Origin of the sequence: Thauera sp., assembly GCF_047601425.1 — a bacterium.
GTDB lineage: Bacteria > Pseudomonadota > Gammaproteobacteria > Burkholderiales > Rhodocyclaceae > Thauera.
This window is the reverse complement of the sequence record NZ_JASGJL010000002.1, coordinates 59,642-83,082: the sequence shown is the minus strand read 5'-3', so window position 1 is coordinate 83,082 and position 23,441 is coordinate 59,642. Positions and strand designations below refer to the sequence as shown.

The window sequence follows — 23,441 nt, the reverse complement described above, 5'->3', positions numbered from 1 at the left end:
GCAGCATGCGCGGGAAGGGGGGCAATCCCCCTTCCCGCGCATGCTGCGCCATCAGGGTATGGCCCGTCTGGTCGATGCGGCATGCATCCGCTATAACCTCCCCACGACCCGACGACACCACTTGCCGAGAAGCCTCTTGCCCCGCCTCCCTTCCCGCCTGCCACGCGCTTCCACCTTGCTTCTGCTGGTGGTGCTGCTGCTTGGCTTCGTGCTGGGAGCGGTATGGCTGATGGCCGCACAGCATCATGCCGAAGCGAGCCGCGACGCACTGCAGAAACTGCAGCAGCAATCGAGCCGCGTCGCCCACCTGGACAGCCTGCTGGTGCATCTGCTCGACGCCGAATCGGGCGTGCGCGGCTTCATCCTGACAGGCGACCCGGTCCACCTCGCGCCCTATCGGGATGGCGCTGGCGACATCGAAATCGCACTCGCCGCCCTGCGGGCCGAACGCTGGCCGGACGCCAGCCAGCGCGATACGGTCGAACAGCTGGCCAGGCGGGTCGAAACCCGCTGGGCGCTGCTGGCGCGGGCCATCGAGCGCAGCGCGAGCCCCGAGGCCGGCGGCGACGCTGAAAGCGGTCAGCAGATCACCCAGGACATCCGCAGCTTCGTCGAAACGCTGCGGACACAGACGATGGACCAGATCAACACCACCATCCTGAGTTCGTTCGACAACCTGAGGGATGCGCGGCGGACCAATACCGTGCTGGGCATGGGCGTGCTGGCGCTGCTGGCGACGATCATCGTCCTGCTTTACCGCCAGGACCGCCTGAGCGACCAGCTCGGAGCGCTGCTGCAGTCCGAGAACGAGCGCCTGCAATCCCTGGTCGAGGTGCGTACCGCCGCGCTGAGCAACCTCGCCACTTACTTGACCAATGCCCGCGAAGCCGAGAAGGAAAGCCTTGCCCGCGAACTTCACGACGAGCTCGGCTCGCTGCTGACCGCAGCGAAGATGGATGCCGCCTGGATCGTGCGCAAGCTGCCTGGCGAGGCCATCGCCCCGCTGCGCGAACGCTTCGACCGCCTGCTCGACACGCTGAGCCAGATCATCTCGATCAAGCGCCGCGTGGTCGCCAACCTGCGCCCGCCGCTGCTGTCCGACCTGGGCCTGGTCGAGGCCCTGCGCTCGCTGGCACAGCCGGGAACGGGGGAGGAAGACGGCGGCCGGATCACGCTCGACCTCCCTGACACCCTGCCCGATCTGCCTGCGCCGGTGTCGCTGGCGCTGTACCGCATCGCGCAGGAGGCGCTCACCAACATCCGCCGCCACGCCCAGGCCACGCAGGTCCGCCTGAGCCTTGCGGAGGAAGCCGACCGCATCGTGCTGAAGGTGGAAGACAACGGCACCGGCTTCAACCCCGCGGTCCGCCAGCCCATGCGCCACGGCCTGACGGGCATCACGCACCGCGTGCAGATGCTGGCCGGCCAGCTCGACATCGACAGCCGCCCGGGCGGCGGCACCCGCATCGTGGCGCGCATCCCGCTTGCGGCGGCGGAGCGCTGAGGACAGGTTCAGCGCCCTGCGGCAGCGCGCTGGATGAATTCGAGCAGTTCGTCCATCTGAAAGGATTTGTCGAAGAAATGCTCGACGCCCAGCGCCTTGCAGCGGGCCCGCAGCGTGCTGTGCCCGTAGTTCGAGAACACCACCGCGCACGGGCGGCCGTAGCGCTCCGGCTCGGCCTGCAGACGGCCCAGAACGCCAAGTCCGCTGCCCTGGCGCAATTCCAGGTTGACGCTGACGACGTCGGGCCGGTGGCATTCGAGTTCGGCCAGCGCCTCATCCTCGCCGTCCGCCTCGCCCACGATCTGGACACCCTCGAGTTCATTCAACATGTCGCGCAGCATCGCGCGGAGGATCGGCGAATCCTCGACCAGCACGACGCGTAGCGCAGAAAAAGACGTGGTGGCAGCCATGATTCAAAACCGGTCATTCAATCATTCGAGAATCAGCCCATGGCGCAGGGCATAGGTCGCCAGTTCGGCATTGCTCGACACCTGCAGCTTTTCGAGCAGGCGCGAGCGGTAGGTGCTGACCGTCTTGACGCTGAGATTGAGCACGGCGGCGATGTCGGACACCGACTCGCCGCGCGCGAGGCGCAGGAAGACCTGCAGCTCGCGGTCGGACAGCTTTTCGTGCGGTGCGCCGCCACCTCCGCCGGTCAGTTCTTCGGCCAGCAGTTCGGCGGTGCGCGGCGACAGGTAGCGACGGCCCTGGGCAACGGCATGGATCGCGCTGATGAGGTCCTCGCGCGAGCAGTCCTTGCACAGGTAGCCATCGGCCCCATTGCGGATCATCGCCAGCGCGTAGCGTTCTTCCGGAAAGCCGGACAGCACCAGGATGCGCAGCTTGTCGTAGCGCTGGCGCGCTGCACGCAGCACATCGACGCCGCTCTGGCCAGGCAACGACAAGTCGAGCAAAAGAACATCCACCTCGTGCTCGCGCAGGCCCTTCAGCGCCTCTTCGCCGGACGCCGCCTCGAATGGAAAGGCGAAGCCCAACTCATCGGCAAGCATCTCGCGAAAGCCTGCGCGCACGATCTGGTGGTCATCGACAATGGCGATACGCAACATCTCGGTTCATCCGGTCCGGGGTCGGTCATCGCCCCCTGAGGAGATTGACCAGGAAGCTGGCAATCGCCATCACCAGGAAGACGACGAACAGGATCTTGGCGATGCCCGCCGCTCCAGCGGCAATGCCGCTGAAGCCGAACAGGGCCGCGATCAGGGCGATGACGAAGAAAACGACTGCGTAGTGAAGCATGGTTTTCTCCTTGCAGGTCGGAAAGTTCACCGGAAACCCGCCCGGAGGCGGGAAACCGGCGACGAATGAAGGCGCTCATCGGCGAACGGGCTCAAAGACGGCTCTGCCAGTCCTTGACCTGCTTCTCTGCCTCGTCGCGGCTGATGCCGTAGCGTTCCTGGATGCGGCCGGCCAGCTCGGTGCCGCGGCCGGCGATGACGTCGAAGTCGTCGTCGGTGAGCTTGCCCCATTGCTGCTGGACCTTGCCCTTGAGCTGCTTCCAGTTGCCTTCGATGATGTCCTTGTTCATGGCGGCTCTCCTTCGGGGTTGGGATGCGGCTCGGTGTCTGAGCACGCCTTCACTTTAGGCAAGGCTGCCCGCGCGCCCCATCAGCCCGATCCGAAAGCCGCGTCGGACGATTCCGACAGCCGGCCGCCATCATTCCCGAGGCCCGCTCCAGCTGGCGCGGCGCACGCCCAGCTGCAGGCGCTGGATGCGCCGGTGTACCGTGGAACGGCTCACACCCAGGCGCCGCGCCACTTCCGAGACGTTGCCGCGGCATTGCGCCAGCAGCTGTTCCAGTGCCACGGCCGTGCCGAACTGCAAACGTCCGCCAGCGCCGTCCGCCGCGTCCAGCCCGGCGGTGCAGTCCATCTGCGGCATGGGAGGCCCGGCATCCAGCACATCGGCCGCCTGCAGGCTGTCGGGCAAATGGGCCGGCTCGATGACGCACTCCCTGACACACTCCCAGGCCGCCGCGCCGGCCTGCGGCCCGTCGCCGCACAGCGCGACGGCGTAGCGCAGCACGTTGTGCAGTTCGCGCAGGTTGCCGGGCCAAGGGTGGGCGAGCAGCATCGCCCGCGCCGCCTCGCCGAGGCTGTACTGGCTGCCCAGCTCGGCCAGCATCCGGTCCATCATGCCGCCGAGGTCGCGCCGCCAGCGCAGCGGCGGGAGCTGCAGCTCCGCGGCGTTGAGGCGGTAGAGCAGATCCTGGCGGAACTGGCCGGACTGCACCAGTTCCGCCAATGGTCGGTGCGAGGCCGACAGCACGCGGATATCGACCGTGCGCGGCTCGCGCGCGCCCAGCGGCAGGACCTGCGACTCCGACAGCACGCGAAGCAGCTTGGCCTGCAGCGCCAGCGGCATGTCGCCGATCTCGTCGAGGAACAGGGTGCCGCGATGGGCGGCTTCGATCAGGCCCTGACGGCCCTTGCTGGCGCCGCCCGTCCATGAGCCGGGCAGGTAGCCGAACAGCTCGCTCTCCAGCAGCGACTCGGGAATCGCCGCGCAGTTAATCGCGACGAACACGCCGCTGCGGCCGCTGGCGCCATGGATGGCACGGGCGAGGAATTCCTTGCCGGCGCCGGTTTCGCCCTGCACCAGGATCGGCAGGTTCTGCGGCGCCAGCCGCGCGGCCTTGTGCAGCAGCGCATCCATTGCCGGGTCGCCGGCGCTGAGCGTCTGCAATGCGGCGGGCAGCGGCGCGGGCGCCGCCGGCCGTGAGGCCGGGCTCAGCACCCGCATCGGCTCGATCGCGTGGGCGAACAGCACCCTGCCGTCGCAGGCGCGGACGATGCGCTGTTGCGCCGGGCGGTCGGCGCGCAGACTGGGCAGGTGGCGCGCGTCGAACTGGAAGAAGCGTTCCAGCGGCTGGCCGATCAGGGCATGGCGCTGCCGCCAGTCCAGCCGTGCCGCTGCAGCCAGCAGGCGGGCACCGGCGTGGGTCATGGCGTTGATGCGGCCATGCGCATCGAGCGCGATGGCGGCGTCCGGGTCCACGTCGAGAAAGTCTGGCGACTGGGAAAAGCGCAGCACCCAGTCCCTGCGCGACTGCGCCATCAGGTTTGCCAGCTCCACGCGCCGTGCCGCCGCAACCACCAGGTTCAATGCCAGGCTCTGGCTGGCGCGCTCCTCGGGTGACCTGAGCTGGGAAAGATCGAGCACCGCTGCCAGCTCACCGCGCAGGTCGTAGATCGGTGCCGCGGTGCAGGACAGCCGCGTGTGGGTGAAGTCGAAATGATCGCTCTGGTGCACCGTCAGGGCATCGCCGGTGGCCAGGCAGGCGCCGACGGCGGAGGTGCCGGCACGGTCCTCGCGCCATTCGGCACCCAGGTACAGGCCTGCGCGGCGCAGGTCGCCGCTGGCGGCTTCCTGACCGAGGAAATCCACCGCCACGCCGTGGCGGTCGGCCAGCAGCAGCACGTAGTCCAGGCCCTTCAGTTGCTGGTAGAGCCGCTCCAGCCCGCTGCGGGCGATGCGGATCAGCGACTCGGATTCTTCCCGGTGCTGACGCAACTGCCCTTCGGGAACGATGACGGCTTCGCAGGTCCGTGCCGGGTCCAGCCGGTGGTGGTCCAGGCAACGCCGCCAGCTGTCGAGCACGGCTTCGTCCCTGCTGCCCCCCCCCGTGCATGGGCTGCCCCAGCCCGAAGGCTTCGATCTCCTTGATGTGCGAGGCATAGGACTGGGGTGGCATCGCAGACTCTGGCGCAGGGTGTTTGCACTCCGACGAAGGGCTGCCACAGGCACGCCCCCCGTCCCCGCGCTGCAGTTTATCGGCTGTCAGCGCAGCACGATACCGCCATCGATCATGATGGACTGCCCGGTCATGTAGTCCGAATCGGGCGAGGCCAGGTAGTGAACGAAATCGGCCACGTCCTTGGCCGTCTGCGGGCGGCCCAGCAGGATGCCCGCCGAAAAGCGCTCGAAGGCTTCGCCCGGCTTGGTGCCGAGATACTTGCCCATCTCCTCGTCGATGCGGTCCCACATCCTGGTCGCCGCGACGCCGGGGCAATAGGCATTGACGGTGATCTTGTGCCGCGCCAGTTCCTTGGCGGCGCTTTGCGTCAGCGAACGCACGGCGTGCTTGGTGGCGCAATACACGCTGAGGAATTCATAGGATTCATGGCCCGCAATGCTGCAGGCATTGATGATCTTGCCGCCCGTGCCCTGCTTCTTCATCTGCTCGGCGGCAGCCTGCGTGCCATAGACGACGCTGTAGACGTTCACCGCAAAGACTTTCTCCAGATCCGGCTCGCGCACCGCATCCAGCGGCATCACGTCCTCGATGCCGGCATTGTTGATGAAGACATCGACCTGGCCGAAAGCGGCCACGGCATGCGCCACCAGCGCGAACTGCTCGTCGCGTTTGGCGACGTTGCCGACGAAGGACGCCACTTCGAAGCCATTGCTCCTGAATTCCTGCTCGGTCGTGGCGAGCAGCCCGGCATTGATGTCCGACAGCACGATGCGAAAACCGTCTGCGGCGAGACGCTCGGCAATCCCCTTGCCCAGGCCATCGGCGGAACCGGTGACGACTGCGACTTTCTTGCTCATGAAGCCTCCTCGTAATTGAACGATCGAAAAACCGACAACACCGAAATTGAAGAACCAGCCAGCAGGCAGGGCAGCTCATCCAGGCACACCGGGTTTTGAATGACTGGCATGGATATCCGCCATATTCACGCCCGGAATCCGAATTGCCTGAACGACGAGGCATATTGCGCGGCGGAAAGTGCCAGGGATTCTGGAATCAAAGCATCTGGGCGTGAATGACGGTTTACCCAGAAACTGCATTGCACCGCAGCATGGGCAATGCGACACCTGTCGCACCCATTGCAACAGCTGAAGCGGCGAAATGGGCCAGCACGGCACAGCGCCTCGATCCGAGGCTCGGCAAGGCATTGATTTCATGCTGTTCGAGTTGCCCGGGCAGGCATGGCACGGCGTTTGCGATACCTCCTCCGCCCGCACACCGCTCGGGCACACATCAACAACAATTCTGGAGACATCATGACCACAAGCCCCGCCGCCTGCGCCCAGGCAATGCTGGACCAGCTCAATGCCGCGCTGGCCAGGCGCGACACCCAAGCCGCAGCCGCGCTGTTCGCCGACGAATCCTACTGGCGCGACCTGGTGCTGCTGACCTGGAACCTGAAGACGATGGAAGGCCAGGCCGCGATCCGGCAGATGCTGAATGCGCAGCTGGACACCGCCGCGCCTGTCGTCTTCAGCCTCAGCCCCGGCGAAACGGTGGATGAAGCCGACGGCGTGGTTTCCGCGTGGATCGACATCGACACCCGGCTCATCGCCGGCCACGGCCACATCCGCATCAAGGACGGCCGCATCTGGACGCTGCTGACTACCGCGCAGGAACTCAAGGGCCACGAGGAGCCGCTGGGCCCGCGCCGGCCGATGGGCGCCGAGCACGGCATCCAGCGCGGACGCAAGACCTGGCTGGAACGCCGCGAGGAAGAAGCGGCCGAACTGGGCCGCAGCCAACAGCCTTTCGTGCTGGTGATCGGCGGCGGCCAGGGCGGCATCGCGCTGGGCGCGCGGCTGCGCCAGCTGGGCGTGTCGCACATCGTCATCGACCGCTATCCCCGCCCCGGCGACCAGTGGCGCAGCCGCTACAAGTCGCTGTGCCTGCACGACCCGGTGTGGTACGACCACCTGCCCTACCTTCCCTTCCCGCCGAACTGGCCGGTGTTCGCGCCCAAGGACAAGATCGGCGACTGGCTGGAGATGTACACCAAGGTCATGGAAGTCAATTACTGGTGTTCCACCAACTGCGTGGGCGCCCGCTACGACGAGGCCCGCAAGGAATGGGAAGTGACGGTGGAGCGCGAAGGCGAGACGCTGGTCATCCGGCCGAAGCACCTGGTATTCGCCACCGGCATGTCGGGCAAGGCCAACGTGCCGAAGATCGAGGGCCAGGACGTCTTCAAGGGCGAGCAGCAGCATTCCTCGCAGCACCCGGGGCCGGACGCCTACAGCGGCAAGAAGGTGGTGGTGATCGGCGCCAACAACTCGGCGCACGACATCTGCGCCGCGCTGTGGGAACACGGCGCCGACGTGACCATGGTGCAGCGCTCCTCGACCCACATCGTGCGCTCGGACTCGCTGATGGACATCGGCCTGGGCGACCTGTACTCCGAGCGCGCCGTCGCCAGCGGCGTGACGACCAAGAAGGCCGACCTGATCTTCGCTTCGCTGCCCTACCGCATCATGGCGGACTTCCAGGTTCCGATCTACGACCGCATCCGCGAACGTGACGCCGAGTTCTACCGCAAGCTCGAGGAAGCCGGCTTCATGCTCGACTTCGGCGACGACGGCTCGGGCCTGTTCATGAAATACCTGCGCCGCGCCTCGGGCTACTACATCGACGTCGGCGCCTGCGACCTGGTCATCGACGGCAGCATCAAGCTGCAGTCGGGCAAGGGCATCAGCCACCTGAGCGAGAACGCCGTGGTGCTGAACGACGGCACCGAGCTGCCCGCCGACCTCATCGTTTATGCCACCGGCTACGGCTCGATGAACGGCTGGGTGGCAGACCTCGTCAGCCAGGAAGTCGCCGACAAGGTCGGCAAGGTCTGGGGCCTGGGTTCGGACACGACCAAGGACCCCGGCCCCTGGGAAGGCGAACAGCGCAACATGTGGAAGCCCACGCAGCAGGAGAACATGTGGTTCCACGGCGGCAACCTGCACCAGTCGCGCCACTACTCGCTCTACCTGGCGCTGCAGTTGAAGGCGCGCCAGGAAGACCTGCCGGTGCAGGTTCTACGGCATGCAGGAAGTGCATCACCTGCGCTGAGGGAGGTTTCCGGAGCGCCTCCCCGGCAAGGGGCGAGGTGCTCCGGCGACGGCCACAGGAATTCACAACCACGGAGTTTGATCCATGAAGGCAGCACGCTTTTACGACCGCGGCGACATCCGCATCGAAGACATCCCCGAACCCGTCGTGGCGCCGGGCACCGTCGGCATCGAAGTGGCCTGGTGCGGCATCTGCGGCACCGACCTGCACGAGTTCATGGAAGGGCCGATCTTCATTCCGCCCTGCGGCCATCCGCACCCGATTTCCGGCGAGTCCGCCCCCGTCACCATGGGCCACGAGTTTTCCGGCGTGGTGTATGCCGTCGGCGAAGGCGTGACCGACATCCGGGTCGGCCAGCACGTGGTGGTCGAGCCCTACATCGTCGCCGACGACGTGCCCACCGGGCCTGGCGAGAACTACCACCTGTCGAAGAACATGAACTTCATCGGTCTGGGCGGCCGCGGCGGCGGCCTGTCGGAGAAGATCGCCGTCAAGCGCCGCTGGGTGCATCCGATCTCCGACAGGATCCCGCTGGATCAGGCTGCGCTGATCGAGCCGCTGTCGGTGGGCCATCACGCCTTCACCCGCAGCGGCGCCAAGGCCGGCGACGTCGCCCTGGTCGGCGGCGCCGGCCCGATCGGCCTGCTGCTATCGGCGATCCTGAAGGCCAAGGGCCTGACCGTGATCATCACCGAGCTGAGCGCCAAGCGGAAGGAGAAGGCCCGCGAATCCGGTGTCGCCGACCACATCCTGGACCCGTCCGAAGTGGACGTGGTCGCGGCAGTGATGAAGCTGACCGGCGGCAAGGGCGTGGACGTGGCCTTCGAATGCACCAGCGTGAACAAGGTGCTGGACGCGCTGGTGGCCGCGACCAGGCCCACCGGCGTGGTGGTGATCGTGTCGATCTGGAGTCATCCGGCCACCATCAACGTGCACAGCGTGGTGATGAAGGAGCTGGACGTGCGCGGCACCATCGCCTACTGCAACGACCACCAGGAAACCATCAAGCTGGTCGAGCAGGGCAAGATCGACCTCGAACCCTTCATCACCCAGCGCATCCAGCTCGACGACCTGGTTTCGCAGGGCTTCGAAACGCTGATCCACAACAACGAATCGGCAGTGAAGATCATCGTTCAGCCGCGCCTGAAGTAAGCAGCACTCCTCCTGTCCTCCTTTCACCCCTCCCGCGCCCCGCTCCGGTGGCGCCGGAGGGTTTTTCTTTGCTGGAGCTGCCGCGGCGTCCATGTGCGTCACCGTCCTGCAACACTCACGACCAACAGCCTGAGCTATAATGCAAGGCTTTGTTTTATCTGATAAACAGGATTTTCCGTGCTCGTCGCAGCCAACATCACCATGCAGTTCGGGGCCAAGCCCCTGTTCGAGAACGTTTCCGTCAAGTTCGGCGACGGCAACCGCTACGGCCTGATCGGCGCCAACGGCGCGGGCAAGTCGACCTTCATGAAGATCCTGTGCGGGATTCTCGAACCCTCCGCCGGCAACGTCTCCAAGGACGTGCATGAGCGCATGGCCTACCTGCGCCAGGACCAGTTCGCCTACGAAAGCATGCGCGTGCTCGACGTCGTGATGATGGGCCACGAGGAACTGTGGGCCGCCATCCAGGAGCGTGACGCGATCTACGCCAACCCGGAAGCGACCGAGGACGACTACATGCACGCCGCCGAGCTGGAAGGCAAGGTCGGCGAATACGACGGCTACACCGCCGAGGCGCGCGCCGGCGAACTGCTGCTCGGCGTCGGCATCGACACCGCCCTGCACAACGGCCCGATGAGCGAAGTCGCCCCCGGCTGGAAGCTGCGCGTGCTGCTGTGCCAGGCGCTGTTCGCCAACCCCGAGATCCTGCTGCTGGACGAGCCGACCAACAACCTCGACATCAACACCATCCGCTGGCTGGAAGACGTGCTGAACAACCGCGACTGCACGATGGTCATCATCTCGCACGACCGCCACTTCCTGAACCAGGTCTGCACCCACATGGCCGACCTGGACTACGGCACCATCACCATCTACCCGGGCAACTACGACGACTACATGGAAGCGTCGACGATGGCGCGCGAGCGCCAGTCGGCCGCCAACGCCCGCGCCAAGGACAAGATCCAGGAACTGCAGGCCTTCGTGCGCCGCTTCTCGGCCAACAAGTCCAAGGCCAAGCAGGCCACCAGCCGCCTGAAGCTGATCGACAAGCTCAAGCCCGAGGACGTCAAGCCGTCCAGCCGCCAGTACCCGTGGATCCGCTTCGACTACGACGAAAGGGACAAGCTGCACCGCCTGGCCTGTGAAGTCGACAACATCAGCTTCGGCTACGAGGGCATGGAAAAGCCGCTGATCAACAAGTTCTCGATCGCCATCGAGGCCGGCGAGAAAGTCGCCATCATCGGCGAGAACGGCGTCGGCAAGACCACCATGCTGAAGCTGCTGGTCGGCGAACTGAAGCCGCAGAAGGGCCAGGTTAAGTGGGCCGAGAAGGCCAAGCCCGGCTACTACGCCCAGGACCACTCGGCCGACTTCGCCGAGGACGTCAACCTGACCGACTGGATCGCGCCCTACTCCCGCATCACCGCCGCCGCCACCGGCGAGGACAACGAGACCCTGCTGCGCGGCACCCTGGGCCGCCTGCTGTTCTCGGGCGACGAGGTCAAGAAGTCGGTGAAGGTGATCTCCGGCGGCGAGCAGGGCCGCATGCTGTTCGGCAAGCTGATGCTGTCGCGGCCCAACGTGCTGCTGATGGACGAGCCGACCAACCACCTCGACATGGAATCGATCGAGTCGCTGAACGGCGGCCTCGACAAGTTCAACGGCACGCTGATCTTCGTCTCGCACGACCGCGAGTTCGTGTCCTCGCTCGCCACCCGCATCATCGAGATCAAGCTCGACGGCCAGATCATCGACTATCGCGGCACCTACGAGGAATACCTCTCGAGCCAGGGCCTGGAATAAGCAGTCCCGCGCGCTCCCTGTCGCCCAACGCCCGAAGGCCCGCAAATCCGCGGGCCTTCGGCGTTTTCGGGGCGGCGTGCCGATGTAGGCCTGGGCCTACGCCATGTCGGCGACATCCCACACACGCAAGCGGCATGCGCCTATGCACGCGTCCTCCCCCGCCGCCTATCTTGTAGACCACAGGGACGACGGACGCGGCGACGCTCCCCGAGCTGCCGAACCGCCACTCCCGGTCACCCGCAACCCGGCTGCAAAGGAGATCGCCATGCGCTCGCTTCTGCTGTTCCTGCTCGGCGTACCCATCCCGATCATCATCCTGATCTGGTTGTTCACCTGACACGCCGCACGACCGTGTCCTTGCACGGTCCCCAATCCCAAAAGGAGACTCGACCATGAACAAGGTTCTCGCCACCACGCTCACCGTCATCGGCCTTGCCGCGCCGGCCGTCTTCGCAGCCAGTTCCGACATGGCTCCCGCCGAGCAGAGGCCTGCAGCCAGCGACAGCAAGCGGGAGTCCGGCTCGGTCGGCCAGTTCATCGATGACGCCACCGTCACCACCCGGGTCAAGACCGCGCTGGCCAGGGACGAACTGACCAAGGCACGCAACATCGAGGTCGAAACCGTCAAGAACGTCGTGACGCTGAAAGGCGAAGTCGACTCCCGCGCCGAAATCGAGCGCGCCTCGGTGGTCACCACCGGCATCGAAGGCGTGTCCTCGGTCAACAACATGCTGACCGTCAAGCAGTGACGGACAGGCCGGCACCCACGCCGGCCCACGACAAGGAGACAGCCATGAACTACACCACCACCCCTGCCGGCGCCAGCACCGCACAATCGCTGCAAGGCGCCAGGATCATCGGCGGCAACGACGATCACGACGGCCCCGGCCCCGCGATCATGGCGGCCGACACCCTTGGCGGCAACGAGGTCTACAACCTCAACAACGACAAGCTGGGCACCATCGAGCACATCATGCTCGACGTCGGCCACGGCCGCATCGCCTACGCGGTGCTCGCCCGCGACGGCGTGCTGGGCATCGGCGAAAAGCTGCACGCGATCCCGTGGAGCGCGCTGACGCTCGACGCCGAACGCAAATGCTTCATCCTCGATGCCGACAAGGAAAAGCTGAAGGAATCCGACGGCTTCGACAAGGAGCACTGGCCTTCCTTCGTCGATCCCGACTGGGCCGCCGACCAGTACGCCAACTACGGCAGCGCGCCCTATTGGCAGCCTCGCCTCTGAGGTCTGCCAGGACTTGCAGACAGGCGGCCGGCAAAAGGCTCCCCCTTGCCTCGATGCGGGAGTCATTTGCCGGCCGCCTGCATTGCTTCTCCCTCACCCGCCCTGCCGTCTCCTCACAACCACAACTCGCTCAGCAAACTCTCCGGAGAAAAGCGATGCGCCACCTGCGCCTGCAGCAGTTCGGCGGTGGCGAGCGCGTCGGTCAGCGCGTGGTGGGCACGGTAGCGCGGCAGCCTGTAGCGGCTACGGCTGTCGGCGAGGCGGATCGATTCGGTCCGCCGGCGCCGGCCCAGCAGCCAGCCGAAGAAACCGGGCGGGCTGCGGTACAGGCGGGCTTCGAGCTCCATGGTGTCGATGACCGGGAACTCGATGCCTTCGCCGATGCGCGCCCTCAGCGCGGCATCGAGGAAGCCGCGTTCGATACCGCGGCAATGGACGACGACGATGCGGCCGGCCAGCGCTTCCAGCAGTTCGCCGAGAACTGCATCGAGGTCCGGCGCTTCGTCGACCTGGGCATGGGTGATGGTGTGGATCGTCACCGACTCCGGCTTCAACTCCCCGTTCGGGCTCACCACCCAGTAGCGCGAGGCGCTGGCCCGGATGTAGGCCACCGTCATCGGCACCACGCCGATGCTGACGATCTCGTCACGCGCCGGGTCCAGGCCGGTGGTTTCGATGTCGAGCGCGGCCATCGGGCACGTCCTTCAACAGACAGTCGCCGGCCGGTGCCCCCTGCGCGTAGAAGGCACGCAGGCGCGGGTCGCGCGCTGCGGCAGCGAGCGTGGCGAAACGCCGCGGCCAGTCGACACCTGCGGCAGCACCTGCCTGGCGCGAACTGCGCGCGAGCTTCGCTTTCACATTGCCCAGATGCAGCATCGTGCCGTGCTCAGTTGGCCCGCCCGGGCTGGTAGCGATATTTGAGGTACTTCTGTGCGTTGCCCAGGATCAGGAAGGCGTCGCGCAGGCTCTTGCGTTCGAATTCGGACAGCTTCTCGGGTTCGATGCTGTTGTCCGGTTCGTTGCCGACGGCGAGGTCCTCCGCCTGGTTGCGCGCCCGTACGGCCGAGATGAACTCGAGCGCATCGTACAGATCCTGCCCGCGCCCCAGCGGCAGGATGGCTGCATCGATGATCTCGCGCAGGCGTTCGAAGGAGTTCAGCGACTGCGCGCCGATCGCCAGCGCATGGACGCGGATCAGGTCGGACAGCGGCCCGGTGCCGCGGCGCTTGATGTTGATCGCGCGCGAGTGGCGGCCGTCGGATTCGACGACGAAGTCCTTGAAGAAGCCCAGCGGCGGCGTGCGCAGCAAGGCGTTGCGTGCCATACAGGCGAGAAAGCGCGGATTGTTGCGGGCCTTGCGCGCGACCAGTTCGCGCAGGCGCACGGCCCATTCGGTGCGCCCCCAGACGCCGTCGAGATCGAAGAAGATGCCGGCGTGCAGCAGCGACTCGGGCATCGGACGCTCGATCCAGTCGGTGAAGCGGCGCTCCCACTCCCCGAGCGGCTGGCGCCACTTCTCGTTGCTCGCCATCACGCCGCCGGTACAGTAGCTATAGCCGCAGCGCGCCAGCCCGTCGCAGACGAAGTCGCCGAGCGCCTTGAAGTAGCCGTCGTGGCGTGCGGGATCGAAGCGGTTGTGCAGGATCAGCGCGTTGTCCTGGTCGGTGACGATCAGCTGTTCCTGGCGCGCCATCGAGCCCAGCGCGAGGAAACAATAAGGCACCGGCGGCGGGCCGAGTTCGGCCTCGGCCAGTTCCAGCAGCCGCTGCTTGAAGCTGCGGCCGATCGCCGCCATCGCGCTGCCCACCATGTGGGCGCTGGTTTCCTCGCCGGCCATGCGGCTGAAACAGGCGCGTACGTCCGGCACCAGCGCGACCAGATCATCCACCGACTGCGCACGGAAGATGCTGCCGACCACGAACAGGCTGTTGCGCGATTCGTAGCGGATGATGTCCGACAGCGCGACGATGCCGAGCGGGCGCTGGTGCCTCATCACCGGCAGGTGATGCACGTTCCGGCGCAGCATCGCCAGCATGGCTTCGAACACCAGCTGGTTGTGCTCCACCGTGACCACGCCCGGGCTCATGATCTCGCTCACCGGCGTGTCGTGGCCCAGGCCCGGCGCCAGCAGGCGGGTGCGCAGGTCGCGGTCGGTGAGGATGCCGGACAGCAGCGGCAGTTCGGGCACGTCCGGGTTGTCATCGACGATCAGCAGCGAAGAGACGCCCTCCTCGGTCATGCGCTGCGCCGCCTCGCGCGCGGTGGCGCCGCTGCCCAGCGTCACCGCCTCGCGGCCGACGAGGGTTTCGACGGTGGCCGACAGCAGGTCGTTGGCGTCCTCGCGGCGCGACATCACCTGCCGCAGCCGGGTGCGGTCCTCGACTTCGACGTAGTCGGCAAAAACCTCGTTGCCCTCGAACAGCTCGAGGAACACCGGCTGCGGAATCAGGTAGAGCAGCGAGTCCTCCAGCGCGCACACCGGAAAACGCACCCGGCCATGGCGCAGCAGGCCGAACTCGCCGAAGTAGCCGCCTGAGGTCAGGCGGTTGTACAGCGTGCCGTTGCGGCGGAAGACCTCCACCGCGCCGCTGCGCACCACATGCCAGAACTCGGCAGGCAGGCCGAACTCGATGATCTGCTCGCCGGCCTTGTAGTAGCGCACATCGACCGCCGCCGCCACGCGCTGCAGCACGTCTTCCGGCAAGGTGTCGAAAGGCGGATGGGCGCGGAGGAAGTCGAGGATTTCGAGCTGTTCGACCTGCATGGGATGGATCAGTGAGTGTCGGTCGAGGCGAACATACACCGGGACGGCGGTTTCAGTCGCCGTCCGGCTGCATGTTCGCCCCCGTCGCCGTCATCTGGCCAGGCGAGGCGCCGCTGCCGGGCGGGGTTCCGATGCCAGGCCCTTGACGATTGCCAGGCTTGCCACCAGCAGCACGACGGCGAACGGCAGCCCGGTCAACACCGCCATCGCCTGCAGCGACACCAGCCCGCCGCCAAGCACCAGCGCGACCGCCACCAGGCCTTCGAAGATCGCCCAGAACACGCGCTGCGGCATCGGCGCGTCCATCTTGCCGCCCGCCGAGATCGCATCGATGACCAGCGAGCCCGAGTCGGACGAGGTGACGAAGAACACCACCACCAGCACGATGGCGAGGAAGGAGGTGATCTGCGCCAGCGGCAGCGCGTCGAGCGTCAGGAACAACTGCAGCGGCAGTTCGGCATCGCGCGCAGCCTGGTAGCCGTCGCGCACCACCTGGCTGATGGCGGTCTCGCCGAACACCGTCATCCACAGCGTGCAGGCGAGCGAGGGCACGATCAGCACCGAGACGATGAATTCGCGCACGGTGCGGCCGCGCGATACCCGCGCGATGAACATGCCAACGAAGGGCGACCACGAGATCCACCATGCCCAGTAGAAGGCGGTCCATCCCTGCAGGAAGTTGGCGTCGTCGCGGCCGACCGGGTTGGACAGCGCCGGCAGGTGCTGCAGGTAGGCGCCCAGGTTGGCGAAGAAGCCGCCGAGGATGTCCAGCGTCGGCCCGACGGCGATCACGAACAGCAGCAACAGCAGCGCCAGGATCATGTTGATCTCGGACAGCAGCTTGACGCCGGCATCCAGCCCGGACACGACCGAGCCGAGCGCGATCGCGGTGATGCCGATGATCAGCACGATCTGGGTGGTGGTGCCCAGCGGCACGTCGAACAGGAAGTTCAGGCCCGAACTCGCCTGCGCCGCGCCGAAGCCGAGCGAGGTCGCCAGGCCGAACAGCGTCGCCAGCACGGCGAGGATGTCAACCAGGTGCCCGGGCCAGCCCCACACCCGCTCGCCCAGCAGCGGGTAGAACACCGAGCGGATCGTCAGCGGCAGCCCCTTGTTGAACGAGAACAGCGCCAGGCCGAGCGCCAGCACGGCGTAGATCGCCCACGGGTGCAGGGCCCAGTGGAAGATCGTCGCCGCCATGCCCAGGCGTGCAGCCGCTTCGGCATCGCCGGCCGCGCCGCCGAGCGGCGCCCAGTCGGTGCGCACGCCGTTCTCCATCGCCGTGCCGCCGAAAGCCGCGCCGAAGTGCGACAGCGGCTCCGACACGCCGAAGAACATCAGGCCGATGCCCATGCCGGCAGCGAACAGCATCGAGAACCAGCCGAGGTAGGTGTAGTCGGGCTTGGCCTCGGTGCCGCCCAGCCGCACCCGGCCCAGCGGCGAGAACGCGACGATGAAACACACCAGCACGAAGATGTTGCCAGCGACGAGGAAGAAGCCGTCGAGGTTGGAGGTCAGCCAAGTCCGCATGCCGCTGAACAGCGGCTCGACCTGGTCGTGGAAAGCCAGCGTCAGTGCCACGAACAGCACCACCAGGCCGCCCGAGATGGCGAACACGCGGTTGTGGATGTCGAGGCCGAAGGGGCCGACGTTGACGATGATGTTGTCCTGGCCGATCTGGTAGTCGGTATCGATGGGGTTGACGTCCCCGTCGGGGATCATGGGGTCTTTTTTTTCTGTCATCCGTACTCTCGAAGAACCGCCCGGAACATGGCAGTAATTACCTTACAAATATTTGTACAAAACAAGTTTAACAGCCTTGCGACAATGCTCAAAACCGGATTCCCCAATCAGATCTGTGGTTTGGCTGCCGACACAAACCATTCATCATATTTTCGGCAATGGATTTCAGGCTTGCCGCACCGCGCGCCATGCCTCGCCGCCATCGGCTAGAATCGCCCGCTGTGGAGACGGAAACGAAATGATCGGAATCTTTCTGGTGACGCACGGCTCGCTCGGCGAATCGCTGATCCAGTGCGCCTGCCACGTGCTCAACAAACGCCCGCTGCAGGTGGCGCAGCTGGGCCTGTCGGCGCAGGACGATCCGCTCGACATCCTCCCCCAGGCACGCCAGATGCTGGCCTGGACCGACAGCGGCCATGGCGTGCTGATCCTGACCGACATCTACGGCGCCACGCCGTCCAACGTCGCCGCCAAACTCACCGATCCCGGCCGGATCGAAGCCGTCGCCGGCGTCAACCTGCCAATGCTGCTGCGCGTTCTCACCTACCGCGAGCGCGACATGGAAACGCTGCTCAAGCGCTCGGTGTCCGGCGGCTGTGACGGCGTGATGCACATCGAAACGAACCAGGCGCCCTAGAGCGCGGACAGCAACACCGGGGGAGAACACACCATGCCAAGAGCCGAAGCGGAAATCATCAACAAGCTCGGGCTGCACGCCCGCGCATCGGCCAAGCTGACGCAACTGGCGAGCAGCTATCCGTGCGAAGTCTGGCTCGAACGCAACGGCCGCCGGGTCAACGCCAAGAGCATCATGGGCGTCATGATGCTGGCCGCCGCCAAGGGCAGCACCATCGCCATCGACACCGAGGGCGACGATGCCGGCACCGCCCTGCAGGCGCTGCTGGAACTGATCGCGGACCGCTTCGGCGAAGGAGAATAAGCATGACCTTCGCCCTGCACGGCCTGCCGGTCTCGCAAGGCATCGCGATCGGCCACGTCCACCTGGTCTCGCACGCGCTGCTCGAGGTCAATCACTACCACGTCGCACCACGCTACCTGGACGACGAGCTCGAACGCCTGAACGACGCCGTCGCCACGGTCCAGGGCGAACTGATCGGCCTCAAGGCCGCCGCCACCTCGGCCCAGACCCACAGCGAGGTCGGCGCCTTCGTCGACCTGCAGCTGATGATGCTGGCCGACCCGCTGCTGATCGATGCCGCCCGCCACCTAATCGAAACCCGCCGCTGCAATGCCGAATGGGCGCTGGTGCAGCAGATGGAACAGCTCGTCGAACAGTTCCGCCAGATCGAGGACCCCTACCTGCGCGAACGCCAGGCCGACGTCGTGCAGGTGGTCGAACGCCTGGTCAAGGTGCTGCTCGGCCACCCCGGCCACCTGCCGCCCAAGCGCCGCGACGGGCTGGGCACCATCATCGTCGCCCACGACCTGTCGCCCGCCGACACCATCGGCTTCCGCGACCACAACATCTCCGGCTTCGTCACCGACGTCGGCGGCCCCACCAGCCACACCGCGATCGTCGCCCGCAGCCTCAAGATTCCGGCCGTGGTCGGCCTGCACCACGTGCGCGACCTGCTCGAAGACGACGAGCTGATCATCGTCAACGGCACCCGCGGCGTCATCATCGTCGCCCCCGACGAAACCATCGTCGAGGAATACCGCCTGCGCCGCAGCGAACTGGAGATCGAGCGCTCCAAGCTCAACCGCCTGCGCGACACCAGCGCCCGTACGCTGGACGGCGCCAGCATCAGCCTGCTCGCCAACATCGAAGGGCCGAAGGACCTGCCGGCAGTCAAGAACGCCAACGCCGACGGCGTCGGCCTGTACCGCACGGAATTCCTCTTCATGGGCCGCGACGTCCTGCCCGACGAGGACGAGCAGTACGAAGCCTACCGCAGCGTGGTCAAGGCGCTGCCGAACAAGCCGGTGACGATCCGCACCTTCGACGTCGGCTCTGACAAGGCGCTCAATGGCGCCTACGCCCGCTTCGAGCCAAACCCGGCGCTCGGCCTGCGCGCAGTGCGCTACTCGCTGGCCGAACCCCAGATGTTCCTGACGCAGCTGCGCGCCCTGCTGCGCGCCTCGGCCCATGGCAAGCTGCAGATCATGATCCCGATGCTGTCTCACGCACAGGAAATCGACCAGTGCCTGGCGCTCATCAACAAGGCCAAGGCCGAGTTGCGCGCCGAAAAGATCAAGTTCGACGAAGGCGTGCAGGTCGGCGGCATGATCGAAATCCCCGCCGCCGCGCTGTCGCTGGGCATGTTCATCCGACGGCTGTCCTTCCTGTCGATCGGCACCAACGACCTGATCCAGTACACCCTGGCCATCGACCGCTCGGACGAAGCCGTGGTGCATCTCTACGACCCGCTGCATCCCGCGGTCCTGAAGCTGATCGGCGCCACCATCTCGACCGGCGCGCGCTACAGCGTGCCGGTATCGGTCTGCGGCGAGATGGCCGGCGACCCCGCCTACACCCTGCTGCTGCTCGGCATGGGCCTGCGCAGCTTCTCGATGCATCCGGGCAACATCCTGGAAATCAAGCAGCAGGTGCTGCGCGCCGACCTCGGCGAACTCGCGCCCAGGGTGCAGCGCATCCTGAAGGCCGACGAACCGGCGCGCATCCGCGAGGCAGTGGAGCGGCTGGCCGGCTGACAGGCGCACGCCGGCATTGCGCAGGGAAGCCGGGAATCATAGAATGGCCGCCTCTTTCGCGCCGGCCATTCTGTTGCCGGCCAGGCATGCGGGCGTCGTATAACGGCTATTACCTCAGCTTCCCAAGCTGATGACGAGGGTTCGACTCCCTTCGCCCGCTCATTCCGCTGACGACCAAGGAAAGTCAGGGACGTCTACTGAGTGATCAAGTTTTTGATCTAAAAGGGAATTTCCTTCTGAAGGATGTCCACAGACATCCAGGGAAATCCACCTACAGCTACTCCAAATAAGTACATTTTTCAGTCCATCAATAGGGTGGGCCGGCGTACCGCATTGCTGCTGTCAGCGTGTCGCTGGAGCAACCATCATGACGCATCTCCCGTCTAATCTGGGATTTGGAGTCGAAGCATGGCGCTCACTGATTTGCATGTTCGTAACGCAAAGGCAACGGGGAAAACGTACACCCTGGGCGACTACGATGGCCTGTCGCTGTTCGTGTCGGCCAAAGGCAGCAAGGCGTGGCACTTTCGCTACCACTGGTTAGGCAAGCAGTCGAGGCTGTCTTTGGGCAGGTATCCCGAGCTAAGTTTGCGCGATGCGCGTGCCATGCGAGACGAGGCCCGCAGGCAGCCCGCTTGGCGAGTGAATACACGTTCATGACAGCGTATGAGCAGTGGTTGTCCTATCGAACGCTGGCATTGGTGGAAGGGCGGCAAAGCACATTGGCGCAGATCCGCAGAGTGTTCAAGAAGTGCCTTTGATGGGTTGTCCTTTCCATTTCAGGGGGGGCATGAAAGGGCGCCCGACAAACAGTTGGCAAGCCTAGCCCCAAAGAAGCAGGGCTGCCGTAAGGCAGCCCTGCTTGAGCCACGCTACTTGGACCTTACCAAAAACCGCCAAGATTGATGGCCATATGCCCAGGCATCAAGAACCTTGTCGCTGTTCTTGACGCGTCGGAAGCGGCAGTACACCCACCGAAATCCGGGCGGAGCTTGTTTCTCATTTGTCATATATGACTCCGGGCGCGTCGGGAAGCTAGACGTGCCTATTTGCTTGACAAAGGAGAATCCACTAGACTTTTAGGTGCCAACCGTAGGTCGAGTGGGCTTCCCATTCTCCTACTGCGGAGGGGGTGTCAGAGCCTCCTCCGCAATTCTCTAAGCCATGGCGTATGCCTTGATAATTGCAGCAAGGCGTGAAGCCTCGGCCTCTGTTAGATCAGCCGGTAAACCGGTGATCTGTACTGTCACTCCCTCTCTAAGTGGTACCGGCACGTTCACACTGCCTGGGCTGCTTGCGTGCATCGCCATAGGCGGGGTTGGAGTCCCTGCGATTGGCTTGGCTTCTGCACGTTGCTCATCTGCCTTGCGTATAGTTTTTGCCGGCTTCTTCGCCGTCGCCGATCCATTAGCTTTGAGTGAGGGTCGAAATTGAGCTGGGTTTTCGACGTACTGGAAGAAGTCGTTGAGAGCTGAGCCCAGTCTGCTACGGTAAACCATCAAGCTATCCGGCTTGTAGTCTTTCCCGGCCTTATTCGCGAATCGCTGGAATACCAAGTCCAAATCTAGCTTCGTGAGATCTGAGGCCTCTTGCTCATCAAGGACACCCAGGATCTTATTTGCCGCCCCCTTTCGACTCTGAACAGTGTTCTTGTTCAGGAGGTGCTTGTTAGCCAGATAATCGAAGAACTCGTTAAGAGCCCGCAAGGAGTAGTCTTTAGTCATGGCGTCATCCACGAGTCGTTTGATGGCGCCATCGTAGGGGCGCTTGATGGGCTTGTCAAGCCATCAAGTCATCAGGAATATTGACGGCTTGATGGCCTCCCGGGGGGCTCCCGAATCCAGCGAAACGACCTAATAGCCCTACTTACCCACAACACAGGAACGCACCATGAAGCTGGAGCAGATGAGCATGAAGGACTTGCTGGCCTTCACTGATAGTCAGTATCCGCAGGCGTGGAAGCGGTTTCTCTGCCTCCGGCGCAGTACGGTGCTTGACCTGTCTATCTACTGCGCACGAAACTCCGCATGAGCCGAGAAGGCAGCCTCCGTCAGCTCAATGTCGGCGCCTGAGATGCCAGCCCTGCGCGCCGCATCCTGCCAGCCATCAACCGCCGCTGCCACTTCCTCCACCGCCTGGCGAGCAGGGCCGTCATCAAGCCCGTAGAACGCCGCCGTGCCGAGAACCGTCTCCAGACTCGGCCGGTTGTCGACATCGTCGATGTTTAGGACATGCTCTGCCTTGTCGATGTTCGGGTTAACATCAAACGCTGGCGCGAGTCGCCACCCGGTCTTGCCAAGCACGAGGCCATGGTTTCGCAGATGATCGTCCCGGTTGCCGACCGCGACGTTGAATGCCACGCGTCGAAATAACTGCGCCATGTCTGCATCCACATTCTCCGCATCGCCTTGGGCCCGGATGAACTGGGCCAGTTCCAGGTAGCTCGTGCCCTCGCTCTGCGTCTTGCGCAGCAGTGTCATCGCCGAAGCATAGAAGCGCCTCGAGCCATGTGCGCGATCGAACCGCTGCACGCAAAAGGTGTGGAAGTCGTTGCCCAGCCTGATCAGCCTCGCGGGCGGTACCTCCACGCCTGCCTTCCGGGCCAGTTGGTGAACCACGTACTCCCAGGCACCGACATCCCGGTCATCATCGCGGGCGGGGAACTTGGCGATCCAGAGCGAACCGTCGGCTTCGGTGAAATTGGCCTTCGGCCTGGCCCCGCCCAGCGAGGCACCTGGCGCGACGAGCACCGCCAGCCACCTGCGCAGGGCATCGAGGTCGTCGATGCGCCGGTTGCTGAGCTGATAGGCCACCGCTTCCAGTTCGCGCAAGGTCGTCACCGGAGGCGCCGCCATCTTCTCGTCACCAAGGAAGGTTTCCGTACCCGGCCGGCGAAAGCGCAATGCGCCCTGACGGGTCTGGTCCTGTACGCCGATGAGGAAGTCCCAGGCGTAGAGCGTGCGGGGTGGCCGCTTCTCGTCCTTGGCCTGCAGCGCCTCGCGGCGCTTCATGAGCGTTTGGCCCCAGCGGTCCGGCGATGAGTCCAGGAAGATCCCGAAGTTGCCCAGTTCCGGCTTCGGAAAGAAGGGGTGCTCGTCCAGGGAGAGATCGGGGTCCAGCGCAAAGGCGCGAGGGTCCTTGAGCCAGTCCGGTTCATAGTGGAAGCGGATCTGGCCACGGTCATGAGCTAGCGTGCCGACCAGACATGGGGGACCGAGGTTATCGGCCAGCCAGACTTCCAGGGCATTGTCTTGCTTGCTCATACAGACCCCTCGCGATTCTGGGTCGGCGAAGAGGGGACCTTTCGGCGGCTGGCGTCTGATGGCGACTCCAGCGCCAGATCCTGCAGCTTGCGCCCGATCCGGTCGTCGGCGGCCAGCAAATTGAGATCGCCTTCGAGGCCCAGCACGGCCAGCACCCGGATATAGGCCCCCAGGGTTGCACCAGGATCGCCGGCCTCGACTTTGTACACGGTGGTTCTGGAAACCCCCGCTCGCTGGGCCACCACCGCGTTGCTCAGCTTGCGCCTCTTGCGGGCAAGGCGTAGCCGTTCGCCCAGCTCGGAGAGCAGGCGCTGCTCTTGGGGAAAGACAACGGGAGGTTTGCGAGGCATGTTCGCTATTAAAGACAAAAATTACTATATTTGTCCACGATAGCGAAATATTAGACCTATGGCTAGAACTTGCCAACAGGCATCAAACTTGTATTATTTCTGGCCCAAACTGGATA

At 65.1% G+C, this 23,441-nt stretch carries 22 protein-coding genes, 1 tRNA gene and 2 pseudogenes; 12 read left to right on the top strand and 13 right to left on the bottom strand.

Features of this window, described 5'->3' with window-relative positions; genetic code table 11:
* Nucleotides 1–136: 136 nt before the first annotated feature.
* Complete coding sequence (locus QM748_RS16895) at nt 137–1,504, top strand: CHASE3 domain-containing protein (protein WP_415248163.1); 1,368 nt, start codon at nt 137–139, stop codon at nt 1,502–1,504.
* An 8-nt stretch (nt 1,505–1,512) separates the two neighbouring features.
* Here the strand turns inward: QM748_RS16895 and QM748_RS16890 are convergent, their stop codons facing one another.
* The 6 genes from QM748_RS16890 to QM748_RS16865 form a co-directional block, all read right to left on the bottom strand.
* Nucleotides 1,513–1,914, bottom strand: a complete 402-nt coding sequence (locus QM748_RS16890) for a response regulator (protein ID WP_415248162.1) — start codon at nt 1,912–1,914, stop codon at nt 1,513–1,515.
* 21 nt (nt 1,915–1,935) lie between these two features.
* Nucleotides 1,936–2,571, bottom strand: a complete 636-nt coding sequence (locus QM748_RS16885; protein WP_415248161.1) for a response regulator — start codon at nt 2,569–2,571, stop codon at nt 1,936–1,938.
* Between the two features lie 25 nt (nt 2,572–2,596).
* Nucleotides 2,597–2,761, bottom strand: a complete 165-nt coding sequence (locus QM748_RS16880; RefSeq protein ID WP_415248160.1) for a DUF1328 domain-containing protein — start codon at nt 2,759–2,761, stop codon at nt 2,597–2,599.
* 91 nt (nt 2,762–2,852) lie between these two features.
* Nucleotides 2,853–3,050: a CsbD family protein gene (locus tag QM748_RS16875; protein ID WP_415248159.1), complete on the bottom strand. Its 198-nt coding sequence runs from the start codon at nt 3,048–3,050 to the stop codon at nt 2,853–2,855.
* A 129-nt stretch (nt 3,051–3,179) separates the two neighbouring features.
* Complete coding sequence (locus QM748_RS16870; protein WP_415248158.1) at nt 3,180–5,123, bottom strand: sigma-54-dependent Fis family transcriptional regulator; 1,944 nt, start codon at nt 5,121–5,123, stop codon at nt 3,180–3,182.
* Between the two features lie 180 nt (nt 5,124–5,303).
* Complete coding sequence (locus QM748_RS16865; protein WP_415248157.1) at nt 5,304–6,077, bottom strand: acetoin reductase; 774 nt, start codon at nt 6,075–6,077, stop codon at nt 5,304–5,306.
* 381 nt (nt 6,078–6,458) lie between these two features.
* Between QM748_RS16865 and QM748_RS16860 the strand changes: the two are divergent.
* From QM748_RS16860 to QM748_RS16835, 6 genes and pseudogenes are all read left to right on the top strand, one after another.
* Nucleotides 6,459–7,646: pseudogene (locus QM748_RS16860) on the top strand (NAD(P)-binding domain-containing protein); the annotation flags it as partial.
* A 772-nt stretch (nt 7,647–8,418) separates the two neighbouring features.
* Complete coding sequence (locus QM748_RS16855) at nt 8,419–9,486, top strand: 2,3-butanediol dehydrogenase (RefSeq protein ID WP_415248156.1); 1,068 nt, start codon at nt 8,419–8,421, stop codon at nt 9,484–9,486.
* 177 nt (nt 9,487–9,663) lie between these two features.
* Nucleotides 9,664–11,289, top strand: a complete 1,626-nt coding sequence (locus tag QM748_RS16850) for an ABC-F family ATPase (protein WP_415248155.1) — start codon at nt 9,664–9,666, stop codon at nt 11,287–11,289.
* Nucleotides 11,290–11,431: 142 nt separating this feature from the next.
* Nucleotides 11,432–11,626 (top strand): hypothetical protein, encoded by a 195-nt coding sequence (locus tag QM748_RS16845; RefSeq protein WP_415248154.1) that lies wholly within the window; start codon nt 11,432–11,434, stop codon nt 11,624–11,626.
* Between the two features lie 55 nt (nt 11,627–11,681).
* Nucleotides 11,682–12,038, top strand: a complete 357-nt coding sequence (locus QM748_RS16840; RefSeq protein WP_415248153.1) for a BON domain-containing protein — start codon at nt 11,682–11,684, stop codon at nt 12,036–12,038.
* Between the two features lie 44 nt (nt 12,039–12,082).
* A complete protein-coding gene (locus QM748_RS16835) occupies nt 12,083–12,532 on the top strand; it encodes a PRC-barrel domain-containing protein (protein ID WP_415248152.1) in 450 nt (149 codons plus the stop codon).
* Nucleotides 12,533–12,645: 113 nt separating this feature from the next.
* On the opposite strand, the gene QM748_RS16830 is transcribed toward QM748_RS16835, so the two are convergent.
* From QM748_RS16830 to QM748_RS16815, 4 genes are all read right to left on the bottom strand, one after another.
* Nucleotides 12,646–13,224 carry a 3'-5' exonuclease gene (locus QM748_RS16830; RefSeq protein WP_415248151.1) on the bottom strand — a complete coding sequence of 193 codons (579 nt, stop codon included), beginning with the start codon at nt 13,222–13,224 and terminating at the stop codon, nt 12,646–12,648.
* Nucleotides 13,178–13,408 carry a hypothetical protein gene (locus QM748_RS16825; protein ID WP_415248150.1) on the bottom strand — a complete coding sequence of 77 codons (231 nt, stop codon included), beginning with the start codon at nt 13,406–13,408 and terminating at the stop codon, nt 13,178–13,180. The genes QM748_RS16830 and QM748_RS16825 overlap by 47 nt, the downstream gene beginning before the upstream one ends.
* Before the next feature lie 10 nt (nt 13,409–13,418).
* Nucleotides 13,419–15,296, bottom strand: a complete 1,878-nt coding sequence (locus QM748_RS16820) for a DUF294 nucleotidyltransferase-like domain-containing protein (protein ID WP_415248149.1) — start codon at nt 15,294–15,296, stop codon at nt 13,419–13,421.
* A gap of 90 nt (nt 15,297–15,386) precedes the next feature.
* Complete coding sequence (locus QM748_RS16815) at nt 15,387–17,039, bottom strand: BCCT family transporter (protein ID WP_415248148.1); 1,653 nt, start codon at nt 17,037–17,039, stop codon at nt 15,387–15,389.
* Between the two features lie 238 nt (nt 17,040–17,277).
* Between QM748_RS16815 and QM748_RS16810 the strand changes: the two genes are divergently transcribed.
* The 5 genes and pseudogenes from QM748_RS16810 to QM748_RS16790 all read left to right on the top strand — a co-directional run.
* Nucleotides 17,278–17,676: a PTS sugar transporter subunit IIA gene (locus QM748_RS16810; protein ID WP_415248147.1), complete on the top strand. Its 399-nt coding sequence runs from the start codon at nt 17,278–17,280 to the stop codon at nt 17,674–17,676.
* A 33-nt stretch (nt 17,677–17,709) separates the two neighbouring features.
* Nucleotides 17,710–17,979, top strand: coding sequence for an HPr family phosphocarrier protein (locus tag QM748_RS16805; protein WP_415248146.1), 270 nt, complete (start codon nt 17,710–17,712; stop codon nt 17,977–17,979).
* A gap of 2 nt (nt 17,980–17,981) precedes the next feature.
* Nucleotides 17,982–19,712 (top strand): phosphoenolpyruvate--protein phosphotransferase, encoded by a 1,731-nt coding sequence (gene ptsP / locus QM748_RS16800; RefSeq protein ID WP_415248145.1) that lies wholly within the window; start codon nt 17,982–17,984, stop codon nt 19,710–19,712.
* Between the two features lie 88 nt (nt 19,713–19,800).
* Nucleotides 19,801–19,872, top strand: a tRNA-Gly gene (locus tag QM748_RS16795).
* A gap of 248 nt (nt 19,873–20,120) precedes the next feature.
* Nucleotides 20,121–20,464: pseudogene (locus QM748_RS16790) on the top strand (Arm DNA-binding domain-containing protein); the annotation flags it as partial.
* A 405-nt stretch (nt 20,465–20,869) separates the two neighbouring features.
* Here QM748_RS16790 and QM748_RS16785 read toward each other — a convergent pair.
* The 3 genes from QM748_RS16785 to QM748_RS16775 form a co-directional block, all read right to left on the bottom strand.
* On the bottom strand, nt 20,870–21,436 hold the full coding sequence (locus QM748_RS16785; RefSeq protein ID WP_415248144.1) for a hypothetical protein: 567 nt from the start codon (nt 21,434–21,436) through the stop codon (nt 20,870–20,872).
* A 282-nt stretch (nt 21,437–21,718) separates the two neighbouring features.
* Nucleotides 21,719–22,975 (bottom strand): type II toxin-antitoxin system HipA family toxin, encoded by a 1,257-nt coding sequence (locus QM748_RS16780; RefSeq protein ID WP_415248143.1) that lies wholly within the window; start codon nt 22,973–22,975, stop codon nt 21,719–21,721.
* Nucleotides 22,972–23,325 (bottom strand): helix-turn-helix domain-containing protein, encoded by a 354-nt coding sequence (locus tag QM748_RS16775; protein WP_415248142.1) that lies wholly within the window; start codon nt 23,323–23,325, stop codon nt 22,972–22,974. The genes QM748_RS16780 and QM748_RS16775 overlap by 4 nt, the downstream gene beginning before the upstream one ends.
* Nucleotides 23,326–23,441: the final 116 nt, after the last annotated feature.